Source organism: Candidatus Poribacteria bacterium (assembly GCA_021295715.1).
In the GTDB taxonomy this organism is placed as follows: domain Bacteria; phylum Poribacteria; class WGA-4E; order WGA-4E; family WGA-3G; genus WGA-3G.
In genome coordinates this window covers 1-13,179 of sequence record JAGWBV010000053.1, presented here as the reverse complement: position 1 = coordinate 13,179, position 13,179 = coordinate 1, and the positions used below count along the sequence as shown (strand labels likewise).

The following is a 13,179-nucleotide window of genomic DNA, read 5'->3' as shown; positions in this document are numbered from 1 at the left end:
GAGGCTTTCAGTTTAACGTTTCCAAACCCCAAAGGAGGATAGTCCGATCAAAACCGCCACTTGCGAGAAGTTTACTGTCCGGTGAAAAGGCAAGCGACTGAATGTCTGTCGGATGTCCCCAGAAGGTAGCGATATTCTCACCGCTCGCGACTTCCCATAATTTAATTGCCATCTTCTCCATTCCTTCCTGCCACCAGGTCCCGGATGCGAAATACCGCCCACACGGCGAAAAGGCAAGCGCGTAAGGTTTCTGTGTTTGTGGCTGCGGTATAGTGAAAAGCGTTGTTAGAGTTTCGGCACACCACAACCGGAGTTCACCGAACATTCCACCTGCAATCACGCTGCCACACGGCGAAAAGGCTATCTCCATCAGTGTCCGAGGTGCGTCCAAAGGCAATGTAGCAATTGCTTCACCAGATTCAACATCCCACAGCCGAGCGATTTTATCATCTGAACCGCTTACCAGCCGCTTGCCATCTGGCGAGAAGCATACTGACCAGATGAAATCTGTGTGCCCTATGAAAGGTTTTAACTTCTCATTCCGTTTGAAATCGTATAGATAGATTGTGCCTTCTCTACTTCCAACTGCAAGTCGATCCCCCGTCGGTGCGAACGCTATATGCCAGCCCAATCGTGCCTGTTCGGTGAATTCAGCAATAGGTTTATCGGGTTTCTCAGCACTCCACACACTGACATTCTGGTCTTGGACATTGGCAGCCAGCATACTTCCACACGGCAAAACAGTAAAAGAGGTGATATGTGCATCCTTCAGTAATATTTCTCGGACCTGCTTACTTTCAACATCCCATAACACGACCCCTTTGGTATCACTCCGGCTCGCAAGTATTTGTCCATCCGGTAGAAATAGCACTGGATCCGAAAAGAGAGTCGGTTCACGAAGGATTGGGAATGTTTGTGTTGTGGATTTTATCGGTTTGTCGGAGAGTGCGTGAGCGATAGCCAATTGTGGGCATTTTGAAAACCATTTATGACCGATGCTCCCAAATCGACGCTCGATAGTCTGTAGTTTTTCACGGTGTTCTACGTCCCAGACTTCGATACTTTCACGGCGTGACAGGATGGTAAGCAGTATACCATCCTGTGTGTAAAATGGAGTACCACAGTCCACATAACTTTTCTTCAACGCGCTCTTCGGCAGATCCCGCAGGCATAGGATTTTGTCTACATCGCATGACGCGAGAAACTGACCGCACGGTGAAAAGATGACGGTGTGTACCCAACTCCTATGTTCGGTGAAGTAGGCGATACGCTCGCCTTTCGCCACATCATACACCGAGATAAAGCAAGGAACGCTATCGACCTCATTCGCTGCTTCGTCGGGTGTAGCGCACGCCAGCAGTCGACTATCTGGGGAAAAAGCGAAATTTCTGCCCGCGAACCTGATTAATGGCATGCCCGTCTCTGAACTCCAGATGTAAGTTTGTGTTCCTTCTGTGTCAGGATTAATGATTTTATTTTTATTAAAAAAATAAAGTTCAGGATTTTCTACAGACCCCGCGATGTAGTGTCCGTTCGGAGAAAATTCCAGTTGAGAAACGTCATTTGATTGTTCATGTTGACCTCGATCCATTTGCACAAGGCACTGACCGGTTTTAGCATCCAAAACCTGAATGATACCATTGTGATCCGCGACACCCCATTTATTGCCGTCAGGTGAGAAGACAATGCGTACGTATCTATCTTTCTTTTTTATTTCAGAGATAGTCCTCCCACTCTGAACATCCATCACTTTAAGGACACCATCCCAATTGGCAATAGAAATGTGCTTGCCATCGGGTGAGAAATCAATAGCGTTAATCCCACCCCGTTCCGTCTCCCACAATGCGATAGGAGACAGAGTGGATACGTCATACCACCAGAGTCCGATGCTGGTTGCAGTGGCGAAATACGTGCCATCCGGAGAGAGTTTCACATCGCCGCCAGGGGTTTTGTGTTCCCCTTTCCCGAATCGGGCGATTGCTCCATCGGGTAGCACCCATGTCGTTCCTTCTGGATCACCCGATACAACGTGGAAGGGTGTAGGTTTTCGATTGCGTTTCATATTGACTCCTTGAAAAATCCGTGTTGAAACGTCCATGACCTATTAGATAGCAACTTGGGTTATAAATAGATAATAATTCATTTATATACACATTCTCGGATGCACCTTTACGCATTCTTGAGGGGTCGCGAGCACAGCTCGCTCCTACATGTGGCAGAGGATCCGAGGACAGTTTGCTTCTACAGGAAGCAACTTCTTTGCCCTACTGAAAACTTGATTAATACGGATAGCCAAAATTTACGTCAAAATTAGAAATACCCTCTTAACATAACACCACGCGGCAAAACGCGCTCGCCGGAAAGGAGTCTCATCATTCGCAGTTTATTCGGTCTCAAGAAATATGTTATTCGGTATCGATTCGCCATTATATTTAGCTTCTGCCTTGTGATTGTGACGAATGCGATACTCCTAATCAGTCCAAAGATTCTTCAGACTTTTTTTGATGAGTTAGAACGCGCATTCAGAGACCCAGATTTTACCGTACCTCCGGAACGAATCCTTTTTTTTGCACTTCTTATCTTCGGGGTCGCGTTCTTTGCGGGCATCTTACGCTTCGCTCAACGACGCATCATCCAAGGTGTCGCTCGGCAGATGGAGTTTCACCTCCGTGCTGATTTCTTTCTCCATCTCCAAAAACTCTCCGCTGCGTATTACGATAGTGTCCGCACCGGTGATCTGATGACCCGCGCCACCAGCGACTTAAACGCCATCAGAATGGTCTTGAGCAGTGCTATCATGTACACCGCCGATGCGATAGTGTTTTTCGGACTCGCGCTTACTATCATGCTGCAGATCGATGCAACCCTAACGGCTGTTGCTTTGCTGCCCTATCCAATCCTCGCGATTTTGATTCGCACCCTCGGAAAGCGGTTACATGCCCACTACGAAAGCATCCAAGAGGCATTCTCAACGCTGAATACCAAAGTCCAGGAGAATTTGTCTGGTGTCCGTGTTGTGAAAGCATATACGCTTGAGGCGAGTGAGGTAGAGCATTTCCAAGAGCTGAATCATGAGTTTGTTGAACGTAATCACCGACAAATCCGATTGATGACTTTCTTCTTCCCGCTCTTCCGTTTCCTACCGGGTATCGGTGGTGTGGTTCTCCTCTGGATGGGGGGTCTCCATGTGATTGAAGGGAAGATTACACTCGGCGAGTTTGTGGCGTTCAGTGCCTATCTCATGATGCTCGTCCGTCCGATGATTACCCTCGGCTTTATTGTCAATACCTTTGAACGCGGGGCAGCATCCATGGATCGGATGAACGCGATTCTCAATGAAAAACCAGAAATCTTCGACGGTGAGCAGGTGAAATGGGGCATCAAAGACATTGAAGGCGAAATTGAGTTTAGAAATCTTAGTTTTGATTACCCAGATGGAACGCCTGTCCTCAAAGGCATCAACCTCAAAGTTGAGCGCGGCATGACCCTCGCGATCGTCGGCGGGACGGGGTCTGGGAAATCTACGCTCGTCAACCTCATTCCACGCATTCGTCAAGCAGAACGGGGCACCATCTTTATCGACGGCGTAGACATCCAAGATATACCCTTAAACGTCCTCCGTTCTAACATCGGGTTTGTGGAGCAGGAACCTTTTCTTTTCTCAGACTATTTGCGAAATAATATCACCTACGGTCTCGAAACAGCAGATGATGAAGAAGTAAAAAGCGCGGCGCATACTGCAGATCTTCTTGAGCAAATTGAAGAATTTCCCGATGGATTGGAAACTTTCCTCGGTGAACGCGGGATAACGATTTCGGGCGGGCAACGCCAACGGAGCGCGCTCGCACGCGCCATTATTATTAAACCGAAAATCCTTATCCTTGATGATGCCTTTGCGAATGTCGATACGCAAACTGAAGATACAATTCTCAACCGACTTGCTGAAATTATGAAGGATCGCACGACGATTCTCATTTCGCATCGGATCTCTACCGTCAAAAACGCCGACCATATCATTGTTCTTAATGAGGGTAGCATTGTTGAGACAGGCACGCATGAACAACTGATTGAATACAACGGCATCTACAACGGCATCTACGAAACACAACTCTTGCAAGAGGAACTCGAAGAACTTTAATCTATCGTGATTGAACTCTTATAAACCCAGTGCGGTTAGAAACCGCACCTACCGTAACCGGGGATGTGAGGAACGATAAAGGAGGAATCCACCTATGTTCGGCATGGGAGGCGAACTGTACGAATATAGCGATGAGGAGCAAGATCTCGGGAAAGTTTATGACCGGGTGCTGATGAAGCGTCTCCTGGCATACCTTAAACCCTACAAATTCCAGCTGCTCTTCATCGGATTGCTCATGGTCGGGAATACGCTTGCACGTTTAGCGGGACCCTACTTACTGCAGCGTGGTATTGACGAGCACATTAGCCCAGGCACATTGACCGGATTAAGTACGATCGCGATTTTTTACGTAGTGGCATTGATTGGCGAGTTCGTGTTTAGTTACTTTGAGGAATACCGCATGCAGATGATTGGGCAACACGCGATGCACGATCTGCGACAGACGCTCTTTTCACATCTGCAACGCTTGGACGTCCAATTTTTCGATAAAAATCCGGTTGGTAGACTGATGACCCGCGTTATGGGAGATGTTCAGGTCCTCAACGAACTCTTTGCCTCGGGTGTGATCACCGTCTTCGCGAATCTGCTCCAGATTTTGGGGATCATGGTGGCAATGCTACTTTATAACTGGAAACTTGCACTCGTGACGTTCACGGTGATTCCAATTATCTTCGGTGCCACGCTTGTCTACCAGATTTATTCGCGTCGTGCGTTTCGGGAACAACGGAAGCAGCTTGCACGGATCAATGCTTTTTTGCAAGAAAACATCGTCGGCATGACGACAATGAAGCTTTTCGCACAAGAGCGACGGAGCCATCTCCGCTTTAACGAGCGAAACCGGAGATACCTCGCAGCCAACCTTCGAAGTATCTTCTATTTTTCAATTTTCCACCCGCTGATTGAAGTAACTGCTTCTCTTGCGATAGCCGTGATTATCTGGTACGGGGGTGGACAGGTTGTGCAAGGCACGCTGACTTTCGGCGTTCTGTTAGCATTCATCCGCTACGCTGAGCGTTTCTTCTGGCCCATCCGAGAACTGAGCGAAAAGTATACGATTTTCCAAAACGCAATGGCATCCTCCGAACGCATCTTCCAACTGATCGATACGCAACCGACCATCGTCTCTACCACCCCTAAAAGTGGCACCAAGACTTTGAAAGGTGAGATTGAGTTCCGAAACGTCTGGTTCGCCTACAACGATGAGGACTACGTTTTGCGGGATGTCTCATTTAAGGTAAAACCGGGCGAGAAGGTCGCACTCGTTGGGCATACCGGTGCGGGGAAAACCTCTATCATCAATCTGCTGTGCCGATTCTATGAGATTAACAAGGGTCAGATCCTGATTGACGGGGTGGACATCCGAGAGATGAATCTGGAGGAACTACGAGAGGCGGTCAGCATTGTGCAACAGAATATATTTCTCTTTTCTGACTCCATCGAACGGAATATCAGTCTGGGGAATCCGTCAATCTCATCGGAACAGGTGACGCGTGCAGCGCAAGACGTGCATTTAGACCGGTTCGTTCAGAAAATGCCGCAGGTCTATGGCACAGAGATCAAAGAGGACGGCGGCGGGTTATCTGTTGGACAGAAGCAGTTGGTCGCCTTTGCGCGGGCTTTAGCATCCGATCCGAGCATCCTTGTCCTCGACGAAGCGACATCAAGCGTTGACACCGAGACCGAACTCCTGATCGAAGATGCCCTGAGTCGTCTGATGGAAAACAGGACCTCCGTCGTTATTGCACACAGACTTTCGACGATCCAAAATGCGGATAAGATTATCGTGATGCATCGCGGCGAAATCCGAGAGACCGGCACACACAACGCGTTATTACAACAGGGCGGCATCTATTATCGGTTGTATCAGTTGCAGTATAAGGGACAGGAGAAAAATGGCAGCTAAACTGGAAAGAGGCGAGGTTGGATGAAGCGTAAGCAATTTAGATGGGTAATGTGTAAGCACTCTTGTCTGAATCAGGATTCACAGGCTTCTTCGATCTTTGCAGGATTATATGTCATCATTGCTTGCCTGAGTCGCGGATTGATATACCTTCTCTCCTGCCTACTCTTCCGGTATTTCAAACACTACGCCATCTTTCTTTTTTTCATAAAAAATCATCTTTATCTCTATGGATTCCGCTACAGTTGGTATTGAATCATAAGTGTCAGGCTTGATAGAATAGGCTTCTTCGCCTACGAACCCATCTATACCTTGGGATTCTTCATGAGGTTCCGCCAAACGGTAGTCGCAGCCTTTTATCTCCGCCAACTTTTTCAGAATTGCCTCCTGAAATTTAAGACCTGTGAACGTTTTGACGAGAATAAGATCCGCCACCCATGATTTCACCAAATTTCGATCAATCTTGTCAACAGCCCCATTGAAGTTCTCTATCATTGAGATGATTCTATCCGTTGCTTCATCAATCGCATCGGGATATCGTTCTTGATACCACATAACCCATTCTTCAAAAGTTTGTCCCGGAAATTCCTGAATCAGTTCGCTCAATTGTCCAACGTGCCTCGGTCGTGTAGCTTGAGAATTTTGATTTGCGACATTCATTAATTGGGTCGTATACTTCGGAAATTCACCAGCAGGAGCGTTTACATATTCTTGAATCTCAGTATTTTTTAATTTAATTTGCATACATACCTCTTTGTCGAATATAAAATCACTGTGCATTCAACATACTGAATTGAGAAGGTTTTGGGTGGGATTTCTCTTTATTCCGAATTGAGGTTTCTGGGGGTTCATCAAAATTCCAAGTTTGCGGTTTGGTTGAATACACGACTTCAAAGATGTTATCTCGGCACTCGTGAACTTCCTTTAAGCCGTTCAGGAAAATAAACTGCTCCTGGCTCGTCACCACCGGACAATCGTAGTGTTTATTTGTATATTTTAACGGTTTCGAGTTTTGGATCCGGTCTTCAACAAACGCCAAGTGTCTTCGCAACCTGTCGCACAAATAATCGTTTGAAAAATCAACGATATGGTTGGCAACTGGACAAATAACGTGTTGAAAACTCTCGTCGATTTCAACACCGATACTGTTGCGTCCCGATGTCATCGCAGCTGTAGTCGTGGTGCCTGTCCCCAGAAATGGATCGAGTATTACATCGCCTTTCACAGAATACATATTGATGAGTCGATACGCCAAATCAAACGGAAATGCTCCACTTCTCAATCGTGACATCGCCTTCGGAAGTTTCTGCTCCGTTCCCTTAATATCCGTCCAAACATCCGAATACCAGATATTCCGCTCTTCCCAAAACAGAGCACTTTCGCGTCTATTCGCTTTTTCGTCCTCTGTTTTAAATTCTCTTTTGGAACCTTTTCTGACGATTAGAATATACTCGTGTTCCAGCGTCACATAAGCACCCGCAGGCAGCATGCCCGACCCCATAAATTTATTTGGCGTATTCGCCTGTTTTCGCCAAAGGATGTCGGGGAGCGCAGAAAACCCGATACTTAAGAGATAATTCAAGATTCTCGCGTGGTTCGGATACAAACAAAAATCATCTCGGATCTTCCGTGTCGCATCACCGATATTGATGCAGGCAAACCTACCATTTTTTAACACCCTGAATACTTCATTCCACACAGCATCGAGAATCTCGTGTATCAATGCATACGCCTGTTTTCCATCGCCGCACACTAATGCCTTTTGAATCTCTGGATTCTGATCACTAAACATCTCATCCCACATGCTAATCATGGGATATGGTGGAGAAGTAACAACCAAATCGACGCTTTCTGATGGAATATTTTTTAGATCTCGTGCATCTTGAAAAAGGATACTATGGGTAGTTTTCATAGAGGGTTTGCCTAAATTGTGATATTAATTAATGAAAATGATAACATGTTTGATAAGAATAGAACCTACGCAAAACGCAATGAATTGCGCTACTACGAACCACACTCCTTTGAAAAACACACGTATTTTCAAGGTTCATCTGTTTGTAGTAAGGTGATTTATCGCCTGTCTACGTAAGCCCTAAGGAACTACGAAAAAAAGATCGGCTTATAGGACTATTAAGATTATAACATCAATGTTAGAGCAGCAGACGAAGGATAGTGGCCAAGGGCAGCCAATTCTTCACGCTCAATAAGTCGATCAATATGATTGAAATCCAAGATACGGGAAGTGACCTCACCGGTGGGTGTAAGGAAAGCAATCCTGATGCCATCTAATCTAAAATGGTCCGCCCATTGGTCAATGCGGGGATTGAAGAAACCACAAAATCGCCGGGTCTGCCACACAATAGATCCGATGTCGCTCCCTTTGTTGCGATTGCAGTACGAACACGCATAGGCAAGATTACTCTCATGAGTAGAACCTCCATGCTTCTCGCTAATAATGTGATCTACCTGACAACCAAAGTAGGTATCCTCTTCGCGAATCAAGCAATATTCACACAGGTTCTTGGCACGTGTCCTAATCAACTGTCTTAAGGCGACAGAAACGTAAGTCTTACTCATCTTTCAAATAATGTCGAGCGCGGGATTTCGCAAGACGCATCAGATGCTCAAGTTGTAAACAGTGATTTAATTCCGCTGTCTCTTCAGGAGTTAGACCGGTTGTCTTTTCGCGATGAATAAGATCAGCGATACGTTCCTTCGCATCTTCAGACGGACAGAAATCAACCAAATTTTGGGGTGTTGTCCCTGCTGCGATAAAATCAACGATCTCTTGATACGCAGGTGATATGTGCATTGAGTGTTCCTCCTTGATGCCTATTCCCATTGGTTTCAATTCTATACTGCTCCGAGTTTGGCTTGAGGGTTTTGCACGTGCGTCGGGCAGCTTCGGCCCTTTGCATTGCGCTATTATATAGCATATCACGCAGATGCGTTAAAATGCCAGTTTTTTGTCAATTGTTATGGAGATGGAACTTCTAAATCTCCACAGAAGGTAGCAGGTGAATTCACATTGTTCATATATGAATGAATCAACACCTCAATGCCAAACGATGTAGGTCGGCATCTCCAACACCAACCCGATCAAACTCCACACGCACCCAAGCGTATAATCCCCTAAAATCAAACCCAAAAAGAACGGGACTGCCTGTCGGTAGAGTTTCACGCCGCCAATCTTTAGCACGATTGCTTTCGCCAGCCAGCTGAGAAAGATCGGAAACCACAAACCGCCCATCCCCGTCCCGCTCACGAGGACATAGCCGCCCGGATGTAGGGGCCACCACAGAAACCGGATCTTCATCATCATCAGGCATATCGTAAATAGGAAACTTCCACTGATAACACCGAGTTCTGGGACGCTCGTCTCCCGTGGGCTGACAAGCCATGTTTGCAAGCGGTTGAACGTCTCCCACCCCATATAGACGATCCAGCCGCGGGCTTTGCTTCCTGCCCCCATATCGTAGAGGACGTGCAGGTATGCCCAGAACGTTATCAGGATACCGAACACAATCGCCAAGATCATCCCGATAAGCAACTGCCGATACCCTATTTGGCTCCGTTCTGCCAAGCGAAACGCCTCCAACTCACTCGGTGTCGGATGCGCACGGAAACAACGGACAAACGGATAGAGAAACGTTAAGCCCGTCAGGTTGCCTGCACCGAGTCGGCGTGTGCCTAACGCAAGGACCATCGTCCGTCCCGGATCGACGAAGATGAGTTGATGCAACGGCGGTCCGATTTCAGCACGGATACGCGTGATCCCGATAACCAGTGGGAAATAGAAAAGAAAAAAGAGCCCAATCGCCCAGAAGGTCATCCCCATCTGGTAACAGAAAAAGAAGAGACACAACATCCCGACCGTAAACAGTCCCGCCGCAGTCCGATAGCGCATCGGTTCACGCGAGTCGTCAGGTGCGGGTTCACCGCGGCGTTGCGCAATGCCGAAGACCTTCCTAAGAATGCGTCCATAGTGCCGTCGTCCTATCCACAACGGAATACATCCGAACGCAATCCACGCGCCCGTCTGCTGTTCGAGATGGTAGATATTCCGCGCCCCAAACGCGTCTGTTACAATCAGCTGGATGCGACCGAGGAGCCAGAAAAACCAGCAGGAAAACGAGAGATCTAACGGTGTGAAGAACATCAAACCGATACTAAATGGGTAGAAAGAGATGCGAATGGGTCCCATCGCACTCCACGGCTTTGAGCTGAATTGCCCGATCGTCTTGCCTTTAATCGGTAAAGCGGGTATATCGGGAAAGAGATAGTTCAAACCGTTCAGCAATTCCGCACTCCCTGCGAGTGCAAATCCGAGCCACATCCACGGGGAAGTAAAGAAGCGTTTCGGATTGCTTGTGAGTGCCAATGGGAGTTGGACGATCGGATAGTTGAGTCGTTCATTTTCTGTCCACTGTTTCCGAAGAAAGACCGTCACCGCCAACAACGTCAGCCAGAGCGCGATAACGAAACCCGACCACGCCAGCACCGGTGGGATCCATGCGTTTAAAGTGGCGGAAGTGTAGAGTGTAGAGTCCCCCTCGTAGAACCCATCCAAGATTCGTGGCGTTTTGACGGCGATCCATGTCGGGACGTGATGTCCGAAAAGTGGGATCCATGCGTGTGCGAGGACAGGGATGAGATAGCCCATCATCGTATGCCCGCTGATAGTCGTCAGCATCACGACCATCACGTAGATGGTTTGCAAATCCGCTTCCGACATCGCCAGACGCGGTAGGAATCGTTGGAAGAGTAGGTTGACAAGTACAAAGACGAGGAGGGTAAAAACGGCGTTAAAGAACAGAGAAGCGATCGTCAGCTGCGTAGAATGCCACACCTCTGTTCCCATGAGGCACCAGTAACTATTAAAGACAACGAGGACCAGTCCAATCAGCAGAATGTGCGGTTTGACGAGGTTGGTTTTTCCGTTTCGGTTAGCCATTCCCGCTCCTGCTGATGTGCTGTAACGCTTCCTGTAACACCGCTGCGTTGCTATATTTTTTCAGGGTGTCCTGTGCTGTTCGATCACTGAAGTTCCGAATCTCTTCGCATAATAGCGGCACTGCTCGCACGACGTTATCTACGATCGTGATACTCGCCTGTTTCGCCGTGCGTGACATCGGGTTCAGATCGATAGTTACGACCTCTTTGCCCATCTTTCGGAGTGCTTCACATCTGTCGCCATCCTCAAGCGGCACAAAGACGACATCGGCTTGAAAGATTCCCTCTGGATGCACGAATTTTCGATTGGAGTCGATGTAGGAGAGTTGCGCATCGGTTGTCGGCATTAGCACGTCCGGTGCGCCGTGCTTCAGCAGATATTCTCGGATCCGCTGTTCCCGTCCTGTTTCCGTATGAAAGATGTTCACTTCTAAGGGTGCGTTCAGGAGTTTCCCCAGTTCGATGAGTCCTTCAGGTACTAACGCCGCGACATTCCCATTGACCGAGATAACAGGGTGTTCTGCGAGACGGAGCATCACTGCGGCAGCGTGGATCGCCTCCGTCGCGAAGGGTTGTGTAGTTTCTCCGATGAGGTAATCGAAAGCTTCCCCGCGTCCGTGCGCGATCAAGCCGTGGACGATGGTATCTCGTAATGCCAATGAAAGATATCGGGGATGTGTTTTAGGAACGTCGCTCAACTGAATAGCACCTCAGCACAGATTTCCGTCTATTATACAGGGTTTTGCATAAGTTTGCAAGGGGCGGTGTGTAACCGAATTTCGGCTCAGATTTGACAAATTCAAGGTGTTACAGTATACTTATAGTAAGTCCAAGAATTAATAAAGGAAAGAAAAAGATGACACAAACAACGAAACACCCTGTTGACGACGAAGCAGACGTTCCAGATAGCGTGAGCCGTGTTGATACTGTTAGTGATATAGAAAATCAACGTCAACTCAACGATTTACGACGTGAATATCTTGATGGCCGGTTGGATACTGTTAATCAATGGCTGGTTGTTATAGGTTTAATTCTTGCCTTTTTTGCAGTTGCAATTCCGGTTGTAACCGGTATTGCTGCTTATGTTGCCTACACTCAGTTTCAACGTATTGAATCCGAGGCAGAGGAACACCTTAAGGAAGCCAAGGAGTATGCCAGTGAAGCAGCAAAATATCTTGAGGACATCCAGGAGCAAAAGAAAATAGCAGAAGAAGTTGTATCAGGATTGACGAGTGGAGACATCAATAAACTCATTCAGTCCGGAGAATCTGAAGTGTCCCCAGAAGTTGAGGAATTCCTACAAACGATTCAACGGAATCCTGGGGCATCCGTAATAGATAAAGCTATCGTTGATGCGTTCAGATTGCAGAAAGAGGAGAAAACCGATGAGGCTATTAAGAAGTGGAGTTCTATTGCGAATACAGCAGAGGGGATTGATAACGATATAGCCGCGGCGGCATTTTTCGCTCTTGGAACAATCAAGACTTCTTTGGGGAGACGTGAGGAGGCGATTTCAGACGCTAATGAGGCAATCCGCTTAAAGCCAAATTATGTTGAGGCATACTTTCTTCGTGGACTCTCCAACGAGAATTCGGGGAGACGTGAGGAGGCGATTTCAGACCTTAATGAGGCAATCCGTTTAAAGCCAAATGATGCTCGGGCTTATTTCATTCGTGGACTCTCCAAAAATAATTCGGGGAGACGTGAGGAGGCGATTTCAGACCTTAATGAGGCAATCCGTTTAAAGCCAAATGACGCTCAGGCTTATTACCTTCGTGGCACTGTAAAGGGAAACCTTAGCAAAATGGAGGAGGCAAAGGCAGATTATCAGACGGCTTTAAAACTCGCTGAACAACAAGGAGACGAAAATCTCAAAACGACTCTTGAAGGAATACTTCAAGGATTCAAAGATAAAGAGTAGCCTTACGTTATCACGAAACACTCTTCCAAGAATTGAACATCTCAATGCCAGACAATATATGTCGGTATCTCCAGTACCAGTCCGATGAGGCTCCAGACACATCCGAGCGTGTAATCCCCTAAGATGAGTCCCAAAAAGAACGGCACTGCTTGTCGGTAGAGTTTCACACCGCCAATCTTCAACACGATCGCCTTCGCTAACCAACCCAGGAAGATTGTAAACCATAGTCTTCCCATTCCGCTGCCACTGATTAACACATAGCCAGCA

Annotated in this window: 11 protein-coding genes; 3 read left to right on the top strand and 8 right to left on the bottom strand. The window is 47.4% G+C overall.

The window, feature by feature from the left end; all coding sequences use genetic code 11:
- Positions 1–7: 7 nt before the first annotated feature.
- Complete coding sequence (locus J4G07_13860; GenBank protein ID MCE2415081.1) at positions 8–2,062, bottom strand: hypothetical protein; 2,055 nt, start codon at positions 2,060–2,062, stop codon at positions 8–10.
- A 390-nt stretch (positions 2,063–2,452) separates the two neighbouring features.
- On the opposite strand from J4G07_13860, the gene J4G07_13855 reads away from it, so the two are divergent.
- Positions 2,453–4,138: an ABC transporter ATP-binding protein gene (locus tag J4G07_13855; protein ID MCE2415080.1), complete on the top strand. Its 1,686-nt coding sequence runs from the start codon at positions 2,453–2,455 to the stop codon at positions 4,136–4,138.
- A 94-nt stretch (positions 4,139–4,232) separates the two neighbouring features.
- Positions 4,233–6,041 carry an ABC transporter ATP-binding protein gene (locus J4G07_13850; GenBank protein MCE2415079.1) on the top strand — a complete coding sequence of 603 codons (1,809 nt, stop codon included), beginning with the start codon at positions 4,233–4,235 and terminating at the stop codon, positions 6,039–6,041.
- A gap of 159 nt (positions 6,042–6,200) precedes the next feature.
- Here J4G07_13850 and J4G07_13845 read toward each other — a convergent pair whose 3' ends face one another.
- From J4G07_13845 to J4G07_13820, 6 genes are all read right to left on the bottom strand, one after another.
- Positions 6,201–6,782 (bottom strand): MjaI family restriction endonuclease, encoded by a 582-nt coding sequence (locus J4G07_13845; GenBank protein MCE2415078.1) that lies wholly within the window; start codon positions 6,780–6,782, stop codon positions 6,201–6,203.
- A gap of 25 nt (positions 6,783–6,807) precedes the next feature.
- Complete coding sequence (locus tag J4G07_13840; protein MCE2415077.1) at positions 6,808–7,950, bottom strand: site-specific DNA-methyltransferase; 1,143 nt, start codon at positions 7,948–7,950, stop codon at positions 6,808–6,810.
- Positions 7,951–8,174: 224 nt separating this feature from the next.
- Positions 8,175–8,615: an HNH endonuclease gene (locus J4G07_13835; protein MCE2415076.1), complete on the bottom strand. Its 441-nt coding sequence runs from the start codon at positions 8,613–8,615 to the stop codon at positions 8,175–8,177.
- Positions 8,608–8,850: a hypothetical protein gene (locus tag J4G07_13830; GenBank protein ID MCE2415075.1), complete on the bottom strand. Its 243-nt coding sequence runs from the start codon at positions 8,848–8,850 to the stop codon at positions 8,608–8,610. The genes J4G07_13835 and J4G07_13830 overlap by 8 nt, the downstream gene beginning before the upstream one ends.
- Positions 8,851–9,093: 243 nt before the next feature.
- Complete coding sequence (locus J4G07_13825) at positions 9,094–10,992, bottom strand: hypothetical protein (GenBank protein ID MCE2415074.1); 1,899 nt, start codon at positions 10,990–10,992, stop codon at positions 9,094–9,096.
- A complete protein-coding gene (locus tag J4G07_13820) occupies positions 10,985–11,689 on the bottom strand; it encodes a phosphopantothenate/pantothenate synthetase (GenBank protein MCE2415073.1) in 705 nt (234 codons plus the stop codon). The genes J4G07_13825 and J4G07_13820 overlap by 8 nt, the downstream gene beginning before the upstream one ends.
- A 158-nt stretch (positions 11,690–11,847) precedes the next feature.
- On the opposite strand from J4G07_13820, the gene J4G07_13815 reads away from it, so the two are divergent.
- Complete coding sequence (locus J4G07_13815; GenBank protein MCE2415072.1) at positions 11,848–12,912, top strand: tetratricopeptide repeat protein; 1,065 nt, start codon at positions 11,848–11,850, stop codon at positions 12,910–12,912.
- 41 nt (positions 12,913–12,953) lie between these two features.
- Here the strand turns inward: J4G07_13815 and J4G07_13810 are convergent.
- Positions 12,954–13,179 (bottom strand): hypothetical protein (locus J4G07_13810; protein ID MCE2415071.1); only part of this gene is annotated, 226 nt, incomplete at its 5' end.